Origin of the sequence: Brumimicrobium sp., from assembly GCA_023957385.1 — a bacterium.
GTDB lineage: Bacteria > Bacteroidota > Bacteroidia > Flavobacteriales_D > Crocinitomicaceae > Brumimicrobium.
In genome coordinates, this window is record JAMLGZ010000001.1 from 2403119 (window position 1) to 2422044 (window position 18926).

At 34.8% G+C, this 18926-nt stretch carries 15 protein-coding genes; 8 read left to right on the forward strand and 7 right to left on the reverse strand.

Features of this window, described 5'->3' with window-relative positions; genetic code table 11:
• The first annotated feature begins 14 nt into the window (after positions 1-14).
• Positions 15-2204, forward strand: a complete 2190-nt coding sequence (locus M9897_10510) for a DUF1573 domain-containing protein (GenBank protein ID MCO5269312.1) — start codon at positions 15-17, stop codon at positions 2202-2204.
• 363 nt (positions 2205-2567) lie between these two features.
• Here M9897_10510 and M9897_10515 read toward each other — a convergent pair whose 3' ends face one another.
• Both M9897_10515 and M9897_10520 read right to left on the reverse strand, forming a co-directional pair.
• Positions 2568-4340: a hypothetical protein gene (locus M9897_10515; protein ID MCO5269313.1), complete on the reverse strand. Its 1773-nt coding sequence runs from the start codon at positions 4338-4340 to the stop codon at positions 2568-2570.
• A 77-nt stretch (positions 4341-4417) separates the two neighbouring features.
• Positions 4418-5017, reverse strand: coding sequence for a hypothetical protein (locus M9897_10520; GenBank protein MCO5269314.1), 600 nt, complete (start codon positions 5015-5017; stop codon positions 4418-4420).
• Positions 5018-5246: 229 nt separating this feature from the next.
• On the opposite strand from M9897_10520, the gene pfkA reads away from it, so the two are divergent.
• Positions 5247-6227, forward strand: coding sequence for a 6-phosphofructokinase (gene pfkA / locus M9897_10525; protein ID MCO5269315.1), 981 nt, complete (start codon positions 5247-5249; stop codon positions 6225-6227).
• 19 nt (positions 6228-6246) lie between these two features.
• Here pfkA and rocD read toward each other — a convergent pair whose 3' ends face one another.
• Entirely contained in the window at positions 6247-7491 is a 1245-nt protein-coding gene (rocD, locus tag M9897_10530) for an ornithine--oxo-acid transaminase (GenBank protein MCO5269316.1), read from the reverse strand.
• A 121-nt stretch (positions 7492-7612) separates the two neighbouring features.
• Positions 7613-8128 carry a GNAT family N-acetyltransferase gene (locus M9897_10535; protein MCO5269317.1) on the reverse strand — a complete coding sequence of 172 codons (516 nt, stop codon included), beginning with the start codon at positions 8126-8128 and terminating at the stop codon, positions 7613-7615.
• Between the two features lie 329 nt (positions 8129-8457).
• Between M9897_10535 and M9897_10540 the strand changes: the two genes are divergently transcribed.
• The 6 genes from M9897_10540 (at position 8458) to M9897_10565 (ending at position 14934) form a co-directional block, all read left to right on the forward strand.
• The gene (locus M9897_10540; protein MCO5269318.1) at positions 8458-10101 is read left to right on the forward strand and encodes an acyl-CoA carboxylase subunit beta; all 1644 of its coding nucleotides are present in this window, start codon (positions 8458-8460) and stop codon (positions 10099-10101) included.
• Positions 10102-10117: 16 nt separating this feature from the next.
• Positions 10118-10570 carry a GNAT family N-acetyltransferase gene (locus M9897_10545; protein ID MCO5269319.1) on the forward strand — a complete coding sequence of 151 codons (453 nt, stop codon included), beginning with the start codon at positions 10118-10120 and terminating at the stop codon, positions 10568-10570.
• A 6-nt stretch (positions 10571-10576) separates the two neighbouring features.
• Positions 10577-12622 carry a M13 family metallopeptidase gene (locus M9897_10550; GenBank protein MCO5269320.1) on the forward strand — a complete coding sequence of 682 codons (2046 nt, stop codon included), beginning with the start codon at positions 10577-10579 and terminating at the stop codon, positions 12620-12622.
• Positions 12606-13526 (forward strand): tRNA (adenosine(37)-N6)-dimethylallyltransferase MiaA, encoded by a 921-nt coding sequence (miaA, locus tag M9897_10555; GenBank protein ID MCO5269321.1) that lies wholly within the window; start codon positions 12606-12608, stop codon positions 13524-13526. The genes M9897_10550 and miaA overlap by 17 nt, the downstream gene beginning before the upstream one ends.
• 121 nt (positions 13527-13647) lie before the next feature.
• Positions 13648-14283, forward strand: coding sequence for a metallophosphoesterase (locus tag M9897_10560; protein MCO5269322.1), 636 nt, complete (start codon positions 13648-13650; stop codon positions 14281-14283).
• 21 nt (positions 14284-14304) lie between these two features.
• The gene (locus tag M9897_10565) at positions 14305-14934 is read left to right on the forward strand and encodes a carboxypeptidase-like regulatory domain-containing protein (GenBank protein ID MCO5269323.1); all 630 of its coding nucleotides are present in this window, start codon (positions 14305-14307) and stop codon (positions 14932-14934) included.
• Between the two features lie 88 nt (positions 14935-15022).
• Here the strand turns inward: M9897_10565 and M9897_10570 are convergent, their stop codons facing one another.
• The 3 genes from M9897_10570 to M9897_10580 all read right to left on the reverse strand — a co-directional run bounded on the left by M9897_10570 (position 15023) and on the right by M9897_10580 (position 18923).
• On the reverse strand, positions 15023-16561 hold the full coding sequence (locus tag M9897_10570; GenBank protein ID MCO5269324.1) for a YifB family Mg chelatase-like AAA ATPase: 1539 nt from the start codon (positions 16559-16561) through the stop codon (positions 15023-15025).
• 109 nt (positions 16562-16670) lie between these two features.
• Positions 16671-17846 carry a SpoIIE family protein phosphatase gene (locus M9897_10575; GenBank protein MCO5269325.1) on the reverse strand — a complete coding sequence of 392 codons (1176 nt, stop codon included), beginning with the start codon at positions 17844-17846 and terminating at the stop codon, positions 16671-16673.
• 270 nt (positions 17847-18116) lie between these two features.
• Positions 18117-18923: a hypothetical protein gene (locus M9897_10580; protein ID MCO5269326.1), complete on the reverse strand. Its 807-nt coding sequence runs from the start codon at positions 18921-18923 to the stop codon at positions 18117-18119.
• Positions 18924-18926: the final 3 nt, after the last annotated feature.

The window sequence follows — 18926 nt, forward strand, 5'->3', positions numbered from 1 at the left end:
TTTCCCAACAGGACTTGAAACGCTACCTCGATTTTGCGCGTGAAAAATATAAGCAAGGAGATTATGTATATTCCTTGGAATATTATCAAAAAGCAATGCAGTTGGACTCCAATACAGTAAACACCTTGTGGGAATATGCGGAAGTGCTCAGAGCCTACAAGGATTACCGAAAAGCAGCGTATTATTATGGAGAAGTATATTCTCGAGAAGAAGGTGAAATGTACCCAAACAGCTTACTTTATTATGGCCTTATGACCAAACAAACAGGGGATTATGAAAAAGCAATTGAAATATTTAAAAAAGCAAAAAAACTTTACCGAAGACTAGACGCCCGAGGTTATGCATATAAAAAGAGTCGAGTAGAATTAGAATCATGTATTTGGGCAAAGGCAAATCAAGGAGATTTCTCCGATTTGATTATGGAACCTCTACCCGATTATATCAATACCAAAAATGCCGAATTTGCACATCGTGTCGAAGGAAATACCTTATATTTTTCTTCACTCCGTGCTGATTCTATCAGTGCAGCCGAAGAGGTATATTCAACCACCTATAAAACTCAAATCTATTCGTCAGAAATAAAAGAACAATATGGAAAAGATGAGTTGGTAGATGGCGTGAATTGGGATCATAGTAACAGTGGGAATGGTACTTTTAGTTTAGATAAAAAACGCTTCTACTTTAGTCATTGTAGAGAAAATGGACACAATTACCAATGCAAGATTTTGGTAGCATACGTTGACAAAGGAAAATTTGTAGATATAGATACTTTAGGTGAAATCATTAATTATCCAGGAGCTAACACAACCATGCCTTTTATTGGTGAGTGGGATGGAGAAGAAGTACTTTTTTATGCCTCTGACCGAATTGGGGGAAAAGGAGGAATGGATATTTGGTATAGCTTTATTAAAAATGGGAACTCTTTTAAGAAACCAATCAACATCAAAATGCTTAACTCAGAAGACAATGAATTATCCCCTTTTTGGGATTCAGCAGAAAAGACATTGTATTTCAGTAGTTCTTGGTATGATGGCTTTGGCGGATACGATGTATTTAAATCTACTTATACATCAGCTTTTGGTGAACCTGAAAACCTTTTGGAGCCGATTAATTCTCCAGCTAACGACTTGTATTATTTTAAAACTTCTACTAAAGATTCCGCGTATGTCAGTTCAAACCGATTGGGAAGTAATTACAGTAAAAACCCAACTTGTTGCAGTGATATCTATTTATTCCGGAAAGAAATACAACCAGAACCTCCTACGATAGAAGAAACTTTAGAAGATTTGAATAAACGCTTACCCGTAACACTCTATTTTCATAACGACATACCAAATCCACGGTCTTGGGATACAACTACTACTGTAAACTACATTGATAGTTACAATGATTATATTGGAATGCTAGACCAATATAAAAAAGAATATTCTGCAGGTTTGAAAGCAGAAAAAGCCGAAGATGCAAAAGAAGATATTGAGGATTTCTTTATTGAATATGTAGAACAAGGCGTGAAAGACCTTAATCAGTTTATCAAATTACTTACTGTAGAACTAGAAAAAGGTCATAAAATTGAAATGACAGTAAAAGGGTTTGCCAGTCCCTTAGCAAAAACCGACTATAACGTTAACCTTGCTAAACGAAGAATCACTTCCTTAAAAAATTACTTACGCAATTACCAAGATGGTTTGTATATTCAATATCTCGACAAAACTGCTCCTAACGGAGCGGAACTCAGAATTAAAGAAATTCCTTACGGAGAATATGTAGCCAATCAATTAACTAGTGATAATCCCAATGATGTGAAAAATTCAGTATTCTCACGTGCTGCTGCAATTGAGAGAAAAATTGAAATTCAAAGTGTAGATATTATACGTCAGGAAGATACATTAATAACATTATTATCATCCGACAACATGATTCATGTTGCCGGAAAACAAAAAGAAGGAACCGAAATTGAAACATTTTTCACTATCAAAAATGAAGGTGAAACTCCCATACAAATGACAGATTTTATAATCACAGATAATAACCCCAATGTAATTGTATCCTATTCTACCACCCATTTAGAACCGGGAGAGAGTATCCCTATCAAATTATCTTTTGACACAACAGGTTTTAAAGGACACCAAATTGCAGAGGTAGAAATCCGCTACAATGGTGTGGAAAAAGGATTAAAGCTTGCTATAGTAGCAGAGATTGAATAATGTAGGGAAGTTGAAGATGTTATAGATTCTGCCTGCTTTATACCATTACATCTAACTTTATAAAAGGGTATAAGATTCCGTTCGCTATCATAGTCAACATAGAATTCATAAAAGGAGGTTAGATTCCGTTCGCTGCACTCCGGAATGACACTTAATTCTTGAATAATAAAGGAGAGGGGGCGGCTTCGCCGCCCCCTCTCCCTCTAACCACGTTGTCGGTTGTCATTCCTGAGCGCAGCGAACGGAATCTAAAAAAACTCTCAACTGTCAATATTTGTTTGAGTAGAGAAATTCTTTAATTCTCCTTCAAGTGTTTTGTAGAGTCTTTCCCTTAGTTGTTATGAACTGTGCTAATCCTCCCTTCTACACAAACAGTTCCATTTGTCCGCTTTTCATTGGTATCATTTCGTTTATGAAGTCGCTCCATAAGTCTAAAGTTAAATCGAAATTGTATGTCTCATTTATATAAATCAACTCTCTTTGTAACTCCGATTTGTCAATGAGGCAAGCCAATTTTAAAAGGTCAATACGCATTAAAACGTCTTTGGTAAAAGTCCGTTTTGCGTCTGAAAAAGTTATTGATTGCAGAAACTGCATTGTCATTTCAGCATTTAAAAGTATCAACGAATAGACCGTAAATTCTAATTTGTCAAAGCCCAACATATAGCAAGTGTCGTCAAGCATTACAGGTTTTTCATTTTGTGGAAGAACAAGCGTAAAATGAAAAGTCTTGTAAAGTCCTGAAATAGCAACTTTATAAGGTTTGAATGAATAATCGCCTATGCCAAAGATAGAAAATGGTGGTTTGTTCTTGTAAATACTAGATTTTCTCGCATTAAAAATGTCTTGATGTTGACTTAAATACTTGTAGGTTTTCGGGAAATTGTATTTTATATAATTGGTTTCCTGTCCAACTTTTTTTTGTGTTACAATGGTGTGTTTTCTCGTTTCTCTTATAACTGAATTTTTCAAGTCAGAACTTTTTAGAATGCCATAAACCAAATCATCTTCCAATTTGATATCTTCTTTAAATCCGTTTACAAAATGTCCGTTTACTTTATCTAATTCCATAATGGATGAACAATCGTGCTTTATGCCTTGTCGCCATTTAAAAGGGCATTTTCCATCAATTTGTTTGGCATTGGAATAAGTGTCTATATTTGAAACAAATTTGTCGGTTAACCAACCAAATTTTAGTCTTGCGTTTGAATTATTGTAAAAATCAAATTCTGCACAATTAAACGCCGAATTTGAGTTTAAGCGACAATAAAACAGCGAAGCCTCAACAGAAACATTAAACTCCTTTTTGCTGTCTATACAATGTTTTTCAATATCAGAAATTCTATATTTTTTTGAGAGCTGGGCAAAGACAATATTTTTAATTACGCTGTTTTTAACCAATAAAGCAATGTTGCCTTTTTGATGTTGAAAGGTTTCAATCATCATCAAAGTAATGTATTCAGCAATGTCAAAATTACCTTTTCCCGTCATTGCCTCTAATCCATTATGATTTTTGAAGTTTGTTTTCTTAGGAAGATTAGACGAATTTAAACTGCCTAATTTTGAGTTAGTAACCCAAGGTGGGTTGCCTATAATTAAAATTTCTTTTGTACCACTTTCTTTGGCAATAGGTTTAAAATCAAAGTCAAAAACGCTATTGTGAATGATTGAAATTTCGGGTTTGTTATTGGTCGGATTGCTCAAATAAAAATCAATGATATTGAATTTACTTTCCCAGACATAAGGTTTGTATATTTCAATACCGAAAATTTTTTTTATACCTGTAAATTGTTTCAAAGAAGCAACAATAAAATTGCCTTTTCCACAAGTTGGCTCAATGACAATTTCTGGCGAAACGGTTTTTGTTGTTAGATGAAAAACAACTTTGTTTGCTAACTCTTTATTAGTTTGAAAATCGCCATATTCGGCTCTATCAGGTTCTGAAAGGATATTTTGAGAAATAAAAATTGTTTCTTTAAGTATTTGCAAATTTTCCGAATTATCAAAAAAATGTATGAAGCCAAAGGCTTCATACATTTTTTGATTAGCCTTTTCAACAGACATCACATCTTTCAGATTATCCCTCAAATAATCCGAAACCTGATGAGTGATATTTGCTTCAAATACTTTCATCATTTTTTCCTTTTCTGAACAATTTTGGTAATTCCTTTAACCGTTTCACTCAAATCAACAATTCGTTGATACTGTAACCTCTATTGCAATGCGTTTGAGATAGTTAAATAACCTTGTTTAGGTGGACTTTTTAAAATTTGTTTAGCTAATAGAGAAAGCGTAATTTCATCAGCAGGAATATTTTTATCCTGCAAATAAGCAATGATATCTGTTTCATTTGCTTTATCCTTAACCATTTCACGCAAGCGGAAAGTTGTTGTATAATCGGATGTTCGTTCTTTGTCAATAAACGAGCAACTAACAAAATTTAAGGTTGTTGTTTTAGTTTTTGGGTCATCCGTTTTGTCGTAAACGAAAACTAAAAGATTGTATCCAAGTCCAAAAATCTTTTGTTTAGCATCTTTGAAAGGACAAGATGATTGCGGTTGCTTTATTGATGTTACTTTGATGTCAGTTTTAATATCTTCAGAAGGTAAATCAATACCACTGGCAGAAGAGCCAATTTTTAGAGTATATTTGCTATCTAAATGCTTTTGAAATTTATGCTCAATGTGAGTTCCAACAGCTTTTCCATCAGTTATGCCATAAAGTTCCTTGTTTTTATGTTTCGACTCTGAAATACAAAAATTGTTAGCTTCTTCTATAAGCCTTTTTATAGTTAATTTTTCTTTTCCTGCCATTCTGTAAATTTACAATTTTATTTTGTTATTTGGCTATACATTGCCTAATTTAATTCGTTTGTGATGGTTTGAATAATCGCTCGTAGCATTGTGCATAACTTGGTAATCATAGTATAATGAATAGGATATACATTCCACTTTCCCTACCGAGGACTGATATCATAATCTGTAAGTTATTCTACCAATACAATAAAGAATCTTCCTTATCTTTGTCTTTCAATATTACACCATGAAAAAAATCGGTTTACTCACATCCGGAGGAGATGCACCGGGAATGAATGCTGCCATACGGGCTATCACGAAAAGTGCTATGCATTACGGTATTCAAGCAATTGGAATTAAGGATGGTTTTGAAGGACTTATGAACGGCACCTTCATAAACATGAAATATACGGATGTAGACAATATCATTCAGCGAGGAGGAACAATTTTAGGTTCTCCACGTTCTCAACGATTTAGAGAAATTGAAGGAAGAAAAGAGGCCGCTCAAAAAATCAAAGATGCTGAAATAGATGGTTTGGTAGTTATTGGAGGTGATGGTTCGCTTAGAGGTGCTTTAGCGCTTCAGGAAGTTATTGATATTCCAATTATTGGTATTCCTGCAACTATTGATAATGACTTATATGGAACAGAAGCAACTATTGGATATGATACGGCATTAAATACAATCGTTTCAGCAGTTGATAATATTCGCGATACAGCATCTTCCCAAAATAGTATTTTCCTTGTAGAAGTAATGGGGCGAAACTCGGGTTTTTTAGCTTTAAACTCAGCCATTGCATGTGGCGCAGAATCTGTCCTTATTCCTGAATCTATTTCTGATATCAATGGTTTAGCAGATCAGATACGCACTCAAAACAAAGGGAGAAGAAGTAGTATCATCATTGTTGCTGAAGGCGACGAAGAAGGTGGAGCGATTGAAATCAAACGGAAACTACAACCTTTATTAGAAGGATACAACCTAAAAACTACCATTTTGGGACACATACAACGAGGTGGCTCTCCCTCATATTTTGACAGAGCTTTGGCAACACGATCTGGTGTTCTTGCTGTTGAATTGCTTCTGCAAGGCGTTTCCAATCAAATGATAGGAATTCAAAATGATGCATTAACGACTTTAGACATCTCAAATGCAGTCACCAAAAAGGCTATCCCTGACCTAGATAAGGAAGAATTATTAAAGAAATTATTGACACACCGTTCGTTATAAGTTATCCTATCTATTCAACTTATTTGCGGAATTCTAATATTGTCTTTTCAATAATGGCTACACACTCCATCAATTGATCCTCTGTCATTACTAACGGAGGTGCAAAACGTATAATATTTCCATGTGTTGGCTTGGCTATCAACCCGTTCTCTTTCATTGCAACACATAAATCCCAAGCTGTTGAACTTTCAGGGGTATCATTAATCAAAATGGCATTTAGCAATCCTTTTCCACGTACCTTGGTCACCAAATCTGATTTTTCAATAATTCGGTTCATTTCTTTACGGAAAAGTTGTCCCATTTTTTCTGCATTTTCAACCAAATTCTCGTTTTCTATTACCTCTAAAGCCGCTATAGACACACGTGCTGCTAATGGATTTCCTCCAAAAGTAGAACCATGTTGACCCGGTTTAATAACCAACATAATGTCATCATCAGCTAAAATAGCAGAAACGGGATATGCTCCGCCAGAGAGTGCTTTTCCTAAAATCAAAATATCAGGACGTACATTTTCATGATCACATGCTAACATTCTACCAGTTCGTGCAATTCCTGTTTGTACCTCATCTGCGATAAAAGTCACATCATATTTAGTACATAATTCACGTACCTTAGCTAAATATCCTTCATCAGGTACGTAAACACCAGCTTCTCCTTGAATAGGTTCTACAAGAAATCCTGCCACATTTTTTTGTTGCAATGCTTGTTCTAATGCTGCTGTATCATTATAAGGAATTTTAATAAATCCTGGGGTATAAGGGCCGTATCCCTGACGTGCATCTGGGTCGTTTGAAAAGGAAATAATGGTAGTTGTTCTTCCATGAAAATTATTCTCACAAATAATGATTTTAGCTTCTCCCTCCGGGATACCCTTTTTATCATACGCATGTTTACGGCACACCTTAATAGCTGTTTCAACAGCTTCTGCACCTGAATTCATTGCCAATACCTTATCGTACCCAAAAACACTGGTTACTTTTTTCTCAAAAACACCAAGTACATTATTGTAAAAAGCACGAGAAGTTAAGGTTAAAGTTTCGGCTTGCTCTTTTAACGCTCCAATAATATGAGGATGGCAATGCCCTTGATTTACAGCAGAATATGCCGACAAAAAATCATAATAATGTTTTCCTTCTACATCCCATACGTGTACCCCTTCACCTCTTGCCAATACCACTGGCAGTGGATGATAGTTATGTGCTCCATATTTTCCTTCTAAATCTATATAATTTTGTGATGTCTTTTTTTCCATTGTTGCACTCATATTATTATTTTTTAAGTCTGATTTATATCTAATTACTGGATAGACTACAAATATAGTCTTTTTTGATGGATAATGTATAATTCATTATGGACAATCTGTGTTTAAATTAACTACTTTTAACCTACCGACCATCGTCTTTTAATTCTTTGAGCATCCATACTGTACAAGCAAAATGGCCAGAATTACCTAAAGCCTTTGGCATGTATCTATATCCAAGTTTTTCATACAAATGAATGGCTTCTTTTAAACTTGGAAAGGACTCTAAATACAGGTGTGAATAGCCATTTTTTCGAGCAAATTCTTCCGCTTTTTGATACAGAAGTTTCCCTATACCTTTTCCTCGAAATTCCGGTTTAAGATAAATCTTTACTAATTCAGCGTACTTGTCAGGCAAACCTATAGTAGGATATATACCACTCCCTCCTATCACTTCACTTTTGTATTCTGCAATGAAATATTGACTTTTAGGAACATCATGAAAAGATTCATAAATAAGATTAGTTGTAGGATCTGTATAAACCGTTCCTTCTTTGTTTTCTCCATATTCCTCTAAAGTAGATTTTATCACTTGAGCAATAGCAGAATTATCTTCTTTGCGGATTGCACGAATTTGTAATTTTTCAATATCCAAACACATTGTGTGATTTTGCTACAAATATACTCACTTTAGAAGGAAGAGAAAAATTACTTACTGATTTTCATTTTCCCTATTGAGTGATTTTTAGATGGTATTTGTACGAGTGGAGGAGTTATTAAGTCCTCCCACCAAATTAGTTTGTAGTGTCCTTCCCTAAAAAAAATGGTTTGAAGTGTCCTCCCCCCTGCCCCCTCCAGAGGGGGAGTTGGGAACCCCACAGTTTTCTATCAATAACTTTCCATTTTCATCCTAGTAAACCAAAAAAAACATGCATTTAAAATATTATTCAGACTAAATCTATTAACTTTATCGCACAATAATTTGTAACCATGGCAATAAAAAAAGAAGATTTAGAATTTAACAAAAATGATGACGCAATGCGTCTTAAGATTTCACAATTAGAACGCGAATTAGCTCAAATATATTTAGGTGGTGGAAAATCAAAAATTGTAAAACACCACGAAAAAGGAAAACTTACCGCCCGTGAACGTATTGATTTACTTTTTGACAAAGACACATATAGTTTTGAAGTAGCTGCTTTTGCTGGAAAAGATATGTACAAAGAGCATGGTGGTTGCCCATCAGGGGGAGTAGTAGTAAAGATTGGTTATGTTTCAGGAAGACAATGCATTGTTGTTGCAAACGATGCTACTGTGAAAGCTGGCGCATGGTTTCCAATAACAGGTAAGAAAAATCTGAGAGCACAAGAAATTGCAATGGAAAACCATTTACCTATTATTTATTTAGTGGACTCAGCTGGAGTGTATTTACCTATGCAAGACGAAATCTTTCCAGATAAAGAAAATTTCGGTAGAATCTTTCGTAACAATGCGATTATGAGTTCAATGGGCATTCCACAAATTGCTGCTGTAATGGGTAGCTGCGTAGCAGGTGGAGCGTATCTTCCTATTATGTCTGACGAAAGTTTAATTGTCAACAAAACAGGAACCATCTTTTTAGCAGGGTCTTATCTTGTTAAAGCTGCCATAGGTGAATCTATTGATAACGAAACATTGGGTGGAGCCACGACGCATACTTCTATTTCGGGAGTCTGCGATTATAAATCTGAAAATGACGAAGAATGTATCTCAACTATTCGTGATTTAATGGATCGAATTGGAAAAGTAGAATCGGCAGGATTTGACAAAATAGAAGCAATAGAACCAAAAGAGGATACCAAAAAAATATATGGCATTATGCCCAAAGATCGTACAAAACCTTATGATGTACGTGATATTATTAAATGTATCGTTGACGAATCTAAATTCACAGAATACAAAAAAGAATATGGGCAAACTATCGTTACAGCATACGCAAGAATCAAAGGATGGAGTGTTGGTATCGTTGCTAATCAACGTGTTGTCGTGAAAAGTGGGAAAGGAGAAATGCAATTTGGTGGAGTGATATATTCTGATTCCGCAGACAAAGCATCCCGATTTATTATGAACTGTAATCAGAAAAACATTCCACTTGTATTTTTACAAGACGTTTCAGGATTTATGGTAGGTTCCAAAAGTGAGCAAGGAGGAATTATTAAAGATGGTGCGAAAATGGTAAATGCCATGGCTAACTCAGTAGTTCCTAAATTCACAGTAATTATGGGTAACTCATACGGCGCTGGAAATTACGCCATGTGTGGAAAAGCGTATGATCCTCGTTTAATCGTTTCATGGCCTACCGGAGAATTAGCTGTAATGAGCGGTGCTTCTGCGGCTAAAACTTTACTTCAAATTGAAGTAGCTTCCCTAAAAGCTAAGGGAGAAAAAATCTCGGAAGAAAAAGAGCAAGAATTATACAATATGATTAAGAATAGATACGATGAACAAATAAGTCCATACTATGCGGCAGCTAGAATATGGACGGATGCTATTATCGATCCGGCTGAAACTAGAAATGTTTTAGCCCTTGGAATTGAAATGGCAAATCATAATAAATCGGACAAAAGATATAATGTGGGAGTAATTCAAGCATAAACTTTAATTATTACGTATGTTAAATTGGCAATTCAAACATTTTAATGATTTATCACTGAGTGAGTTTCATGATATCATTTCTCTCAGAATCAAAGTTTTTGTAGTGGAGCAAAACTGTCCCTATCAAGAATTAGATGGAAAAGACAAAAAGAGTTACCACTTAATTTGTAGAAATGGTTCTGGTGAATTAGTAGGAACTATGAGAATAATGCCTGAAGGTGTTTCTTTTGAGCATGTAGGAATCGGTCGAATCGTGTTAGAAGAACAAGAAAGAGGAGCACACGAGGGAGATCAAATGATGGTGGAAGCTCTTAATTTCTGCCAAGCTGAATTTGGAAATGTTCCTATCTGCTTATCAGGCCAAAAACATTTAGAAAAATTTTACAATAAACATGGCTTTATTTCAACTGGGAAGGAGTACTTGGAAGATAATATACCACATGTTGAAATGTGTCGAAAATCTAAATAATAATTTATGAAAACTTTAAACAAAGCTCTATTGTTATCTGTTGCTGTCTTTACGGTAGCTTGTAATAATGAAAAAAATAAAGACATGAAAGAAGATTCAAATACTGAGAAATATACAATAAATTCAGCTTGGATGGATACAACAGTCTCTCCAGCTACTGATTTTTACCAATATGCAAACGGAATTTGGTTGGCTGAAAATCCAGTTCCAGCTAGTGATGCCAATTGGGGTAGTTTTAACATCTTGGATAAAGAAAATAAGAAGAAATTAACTTCTATTCTAGATGAATCTATTGCTTCCGAAAATGAAAAAGGAAGTTCACGCCAATATATTGGTGATTACTACAAAGCCATGAAAGACATGGAAACACGTAATCAAGAAAGTGAGGCCCATATTCAAGCTATCAAAGAAGAAATTGCATCCATAGACAATAAAGACAAGATTGCAGATGCCATTCGCAAGATGAATACAAAAGGAATTAAAGCATTCTACAACATATATGTTGAGCAAGATATGAAGGATGTTCAAAAGTATGTTTTGTATTTGAGTCAAGGTGGACTCGGATTACCTAACCGCGATTACTATTTTGATGCTGAAAAAGAAGATATTCGTAAGGCATACAAAGCATATATGGAGAAGGTGTTTAAAATGTTCGGATATTCTAATGCTAATCAAATGGTTGAGTCTGCTTATACTATTGAAGAAACAATGGCTAAAACCATGATGAAGCCAGCCGAATTAAGACAACCAGAAAACACTTATCATCCTACTCCTGTTGCCGAAGTAAGCAATCTAAAGAACTTTGTAAATATTCAAGGATATATCGCTGACTTCGGAGATGCAACCACTCAAATCGTGGTAGTAGAACAACCTGAGCACCTAGCAACTGTTTCTAAAATGATTGAAACAACTGATTTTCAAACTCTACAAAACTACATTGCATGGAAATATCTTAACAAATATTCTACCGCACTAAGCGAAGATTTACTTCAAGCTAGTTTTGATTTCTACGGAAAAACGCTTTCTGGAAAGACTGAAATGAAACCTATCAATGAAAGAGCTATTGACGAAATGACTGGAAACCCAGTAAATGTAGCTTTAGGTCAAGAATTTGTAGCTCACTATTTCCCTATAGAAGCCAAAGAGAAAATCAATCAGTTGGTAGATAATTTATTTATTGTTTATAAGGAAAGAATCGGAAAACTCACATGGATGAGCGAGGACACTAAGAAAATGGCATTAACTAAATTGTCTGCTATTACCCGAAAATTAGCCTATCCAGACAAATGGAAAGATATATCCTCATTAACAATCGTTCCAAACGATTACATGGCTAATATAGATGCATGTAATACTTTTGATTACAATGAAAACATGTCGCGCTTAACCAAACCTTTAGATCGAGATAATTGGGAAATGCCTGCGCATCTTGTGAATGCTTATTATCATCCATTATTGAATGAAATCGTGTTCCCAGCTGGAATTATGCAAGCTCCATTTTTTGACATCCATGCCGAAGATGCTTTAAATTATGCAGGAATTGGAATGGTAATAGGTCATGAATTAACACATGGATTTGACGATGAAGGAAGTAAATTTGCAGCAGATGGGACTTTCCAAAACTGGTGGAGTGAAGATGATAGAGCTAATTTTGAACTTAGAACGAAAAAATTAGGAGCTACTTTCGCATCCTTCTGCCCTTTCGATGGACTTTGTGTAAATCCAGATTTAACTATGGGTGAAAATATTGCCGACTTAGGTGGTATCCGCATGGCATATTACGCATATACTTTGACGGATGAATTTAAAAAAGGAGAAGTTAGAAATGGTTTTACTCCTGCACAACGTTTCTTTATTGCGTATGCTCAATTATGGAAAATAAACTATAAAGAAGCTGAATTGAAAAAACGCCTGGCAACAGATCCTCATAGTCCAGGAAAATACAGAGTAAATGGACCTCTTATGAATACTCCGGAATTTATTCAAGCATTTGGATTAAAAGAGGGAGATTACATGCGAAAAAGCGAGAAAGAAATTGCTGAAATCTGGTAATCCCATAGGAAACAAAAAAATTATTGTCATTGCAGGACCAACAGCGAGTGGAAAAACTTCACTCGCTGTTTCACTTGCAACCCATTTGAAGTGTTCCATTATTTCTGCTGATAGTCGCCAGTTTTATAAAGAACTCTCCATTGGCACTGCCAAACCTACCTCTGATGAAATGCAAGGAATTCCTCATTATTTCGTCAACTCCCATAGTGTAGAAAAGCCACTTAGTTCTGGGCAATTTGAAATTGAGGGTAGAAAACTCGTTGCTCAATTATTTGAAAAGGAAGATGTGCTTATTGTTGTGGGAGGTTCGGGAATGTTTATTGACGCTCTTTTATATGGTACAGATCAAATTCCACACAGTCCGAAGGCACGTGCTCATTGGAATCAAGAATTTGAGCTTCACGGGATTGCAAAATTGCAAGAACACTTACAAACTATCGACCCCGATTTTTATAAGGAAGTGGATATTTACAACCCTGCCCGACTAATTCGTGCCATTGAAGTGTTTGAATCTACAGGTATTCCTTTTTCATTTTGGCGGAAAAATACAGAAAAAAAAGCACTCTACCCTTTGTTTTACTTTGTTATCGATTTACCCAGAGAAGTGCTTTATAATCGAATTAACCAACGCGTAGATGAAATGATACAAAAAGGCTTACTTGAAGAAGTAAAAGAGAATATGAAGTTTCGCCATTTACAATCTCTCAACACAGTTGGCTACAAAGAATTATTCGATTATTTGGACAACAAAAAGACATTAGAAGAAGCAATTAATCTAATCAAACAAAATACGCGTAATTACGCTAAGAGACAGCTTACCTGGTTCAGAAAGAATAAAGATGCTATTTATTTAAACGCTACATCAACAGATGAACAGTTGAGAACTATTTTAACTAGTATCTAGCTATTTATTAGACTCATATACTTTTACATCATAATGGAATCAAACTCATCCTTACACCATTCTCAATGTTGTAGATGAAAATTACAAGCTAATTATTGCAAGTGACATACACGTTGGTGCAATCAATACAAATGATAACTTTACTCAATTATTAAACCGAGGAAAACAAGGTGACATAACTGCTATGGCTTTCCTTGGAGATCTCGGTACAGCGCACAAATATGATCTTGAAACATTTAAAGAAATGATTTCAGATAGCGCTTTACCTACTAGCTTTTCAATCATGGGAAATCACGACTTATTTTTTGATAGCTGGTCAGCCTTTAAAGATATATTTGGTACTGCTGTCTATTGCTTTGTTGTCAAAACTCCTACTAAAAAGGATTTGTATCTCTGTTTAGATTCTGCAAGTGGAACTTTTGGAGATGACCAAATTGAATGGCTTAAGAACATGCTTAAAAATGCCCGAAGCAAGTATGATAAATGCATTGTGATGACACATAGTAATTTCTCCCGAATACATCATACAGCCTCTACTAGTCCGTTAACGGAAGAATTACTGGAAGTAATGGATCTATTTACAGAATACAATGTCAATTTGGTTATCACCGGACATGATCACAGAAATAATGTAAGTTATTTAGGCAATACTGATTACATCATATTAGATGCGGTAAGAGACGACGAAAAACAAACTTCATATTTGCTTCTTCAAAAAGACGGTTCAAATTTGAAATATGATTTTATAAAGTTTTAACTTTGTATAAACATAGATACAATGAAATTAACTGGGTTATGTCTATTTATCTGCCTGTTAGGTATAGCTTCTTGTAAGAAAAAAGAACTCTCTTTTACCTTCAAAGGAAAGGTTACAGCTGCTTATACAAATCAAGGGTTGGAAGGAGTACAGATTTATATCTATGCTTCTAATTTGGCTAATAACACCAGTAAATCTGCTACTGCTTACACCAATGCAAATGGAGAATATGAAATAGTATTAGAGCGTTTGAAATTTGATAAAGTAAGTATAGAAGCTAGTAAAAATCTTCATTTTTCTGAAAAAAAACTGATAAAATTTGACGATTTAAGTACCCAAAACGATAACATAGTCAACTTTACTATGAATGCAAAAGCATGGGCACGCATCACTGCTCAAAACCTTAACGATCCACAACCTGGAGATAAATTTAAAATCCTAAAACTTGGAGGAAAAGTTGACTGTGAGGAATGTAGCCCAAATGGGAAATATACATTTTGGTACGATGCCTTTAACTCTTCTTATATCTTCATCAACGATGGACAAACCTATTTCAAATACTACTATTGGTATAATGACACAGTTGTTCATGGATTAGATAGTATTCTCACAACTCCTTTTGATACCATTACCAAAACTTATACGTTTTAGTGGATAGTTGAAAGTAGAAAATTGAAAGTTGGTTAGCAGTATGTCACTTTCAATTTTCAACTTTCAATTTTCAACTTTCAACTTTCAATTACTTCGCCCAATTATCTCTATCTAGACTCCTAAAATTAATCGCTTCAGAGATATGATGTACTTGGATATTTTCTGATTTTTCTAAATCAGCAATTGTCCGTGCCACTTTAATGATTCGGTCATACGCTCTCGCTGATAATCCTAACTTATCCATTGCTTGTTTTAAAACAGCATTACAATCCTCACCAATTTTACAATATTTTCGCAATTCTTTGCTCGACATCTGTGCATTGCAATGCGTTATTTCTGATTCTTTGAAGCGTTCTTGCTGTATAAGACGCGCTTCTACAACTCTTTTACGGATATCCACACTACTTTCTTCGGGTTGATGATACGCTAATTCATCAAAACTAACGGGTGTCACTTCCACATGTAAATCGATCCTATCCAACAAAGGTCCACTAATCTTATTGAGATAATTTTGGACTACTCCAGGAGCACATACACATTCTTTATCTGGGTGATTATAATATCCGCACGGACAAGGGTTCATGGCAGCTACTAACATAAAACTAGCAGGATATTCAACTGTAAAACGAGCCCTAGATATCGTTACGACTCTATCTTCTAAAGGTTGTCTCATAACCTCCAATACCGTACGTTTATATTCTGGTAATTCATCTAAAAATAGTACGCCGTTGTGAGCCAAAGATATTTCTCCTGGTTGCGGGTAACCTCCTCCACCTACGAGCGCTACGTCGGAAATTGTGTGATGCGGTTTTCGAAATGGTCTTTCTGTAACTAAACCTGCACCAGCATGTACTTTCCCTGCTACAGAATGAATTTTAGTTGTTTCCAATGACTCTTGAATACTCATGGGAGGAAGAATAGTAGAAAGACGTTTGGCTAACATAGATTTCCCTGCACCTGGAGGTCCAATAAGTACTACGTTATGTCCACCAGAAGCAGCAATTTCAAAGGCACGTTTGATGTTTTGCTGACCTTTAACATCCTTAAAATCAACCTCTAACTCGTTAAGTTTATCATAAAATTCTTGATGAATATCTATACGGGTAGGCTCTATTTTTCTTTCATTATTTAAGAATTGTACGACTTCCATAATTGTATTTGCCCCATACACCTCTAATCCATCTACTATAGCTGCTTCACGCACATTTTCTTGCGGTAAAATAATTCCTTTAAATCCTTCTTCTTTCGCTTTTAAGGCAATAGGAAGTACTCCTTTAAAAGGTTTCAAACTCCCATCTAAGGACAATTCTCCTAACAGAATATAATCTCCAAGGCAATCCATTTTTATCTGTTCGCTGGCTGCCATAATACCTATCCCAATGGGTAAATCAAAGGTAGAGCCTTCTTTGCGGATATCAGCTGGTGCCATATTAATAGTAATTTCCTTCAAAGGATATTTATACCCATTGTTGCTTAATGCAGCTTTAATACGCTGTTGACTTTCTTTGACTGCATTATCTGGTAAACCAACTAAAATAAAGTTGACTCCCTTGTCAATATTGACCTCAATAGTGATGGTGGTGGCTTCAATACCGAACACGGCAGAGCCATAAGTTTTGACTAACATTTGATTTAAGTTTTTAAGTTATTACCCTTAAGTTAGTAAAATAATTGATTTAAAAAAAGAAAAATAAAAAAATTAGGGCAGCTACTCATTGCAACCCTAATTCTATTTCTCATATTTTAATCCCAATGACCAAAATATCATCTAATTGAGGTTCATCTTGTTTCCAGTTATTAAACACATATTGTAAATACGCCTCTTGTTCTTCTATTTCCATATCCTGAACTAGCAATAGCAACTCTTTAAACTGTCGCTTATTGAATTTTTTGCTTTTTCCAGTACTCTCTTCCCTTCCCCCAAACTGATCGATATATCCATCTGAAAAGAGATAAACCGTATCATTGGGTTGTATCGTGATTGACTGTGTTGTAAACTTCTTTCGAACATCTCCATATTGACCAATTGGAAAACGATTTGGAGCAAACTCAATCAACTCATTATGGCGAATTAAAATAGCTGGTCGAAAAGCTCCCGAATATGAAAAAACTTGATTTTCAAAATCGAAAACAGTCATAGCCACATCCATCCCATCTGAAGAAGTGATTTGATTTTCTTTTTTCTGCAATACTAACTTTAATTCCTCATCAAGCGCATATAAAATTTCTGAAGGCTCCTCTATTCCTCTCTTAACAATTACTTCCTTAAATAAACTGTTTGCTATAAAACTCATCAAAGCGCCTGGCACACCATGCCCCGTACAGTCAATACCTGCCACAAATGTTTTATTTCCTCTTTCAAAGAAGAAATAAAAATCACCGCTCACCACATCTTTCGGTTGGTAATAAACAAAAGCATCTTGGAACGCATTTTTTATTTTCTTTACATCTGGCAATAAGGCTTCTTGTATTCTACTTGCATACTGTATGCTATCTAATATATCTTTGTTCTGTTGAGCTAATTCTGTATTCTTTTCTATTAGTTTTAATTCAACTTTCTTTCTATCAGTAATATCATGTCCAATGCCCACCAATCTATTATCCGGACCTTTGGAAGTATTCCATAACACCCAACGTTCACCACCTGTTGCTGTTTTCAGTAAACGTTCTTGCGGAACAGTTTCTATCATAGAATCCTGTTTAATTTGCTGGCATATCAAATCCCTATTAGCTAAACCTTCTACTTTATCCATAAAAGTTAAATCCCACCAAGCATTTCCTAATAAATGAGTGGGTTCAAAGCCTAAAATTCGTTTTACAGAAGGACTCACATATTCAACCTTTCCTACAGGGTTTACTACTACGATTAAGCTATTTAACTTTTCTAATATTGCATCATTAATTAATGACATAACTAAGGTTTTAAAAATAAAAATTGAAAAAATTGGAGGTTGCTTCTAAGAAGCGGCGACTTTAATTATCTACAAATAGTCGCAAGATGGAAATGCATTCGCATCATAGAATATGAAGGGCACCAATAGGATTTGGCGTCCATTAAAACTTTACTATTTTTTGAAGTTTTATTCATATCTCGTTAAAGTGTGGCAAATCTAGTACTATTTTGAAAGAATCAAAATAAATTTTTATTTTTTTAAAAAATTTAAAGGAGCAATCGTAAAGAACTATAAGTCTCTTTTCTTTAGTACCCAGCCAGAGATAAAAGCAAATAGTCCAATATATAAAAGGGCCATAATATACACACTCCAACTCATAGAAGAAATTTTAAAGGCACTTTGCCCCATTACAAAATCTACTATTTCAAAATCAGGAAAAGGAATCAATCTCCCTGAAATAGACAAGGGAAGATAGTCCGAAAAAACAAATTCAGCTTTAATTAATAACTTATCAATACTCGAAAGTATTCCTTCAATTATCCAGTAGGCAATCAAGCCTAAGAAGGCATAAGAGGTTTTTCGTAAGAGAATAGAGAAAGTCGAACAAATGGTAAAGAAAAGAATCATCTTTATAAAGTAAGCTAATATATAGTTCATTCCACTATAAAAGGTTGTATCAGATTGGGAGAAAGTAAAACCTAAAACCAGTGCAATTATCCAAACGACAGCAGTTGAAATAACAGCTAAAACAATATTGCTCATTAATTTCGAAACTAGGAATTCTTGTTTAGTTAATCCATCAATCAAATTTTGTTTAATCGTAGAATTCTCATATTCAATTGTAATATTAGAAATAATGATTACGGCTAAAAATATCTTAGCAATAGCTAATACATACGCCACATTCTGCCATACCACTGGGAAATCAAACATTCCTAATTGAACTAAATTTAATTTTAGACCTCCAACTTCTGGTTTTATCATTGCCATAATAGCACCTATAACTAGTAAAATCAGAAAATAAATAATCGTGAAATTCCGTGTTGTCTTATTATAAAACAATTTGCTCCACTCTATCGCTAATAACCTTTTCATATT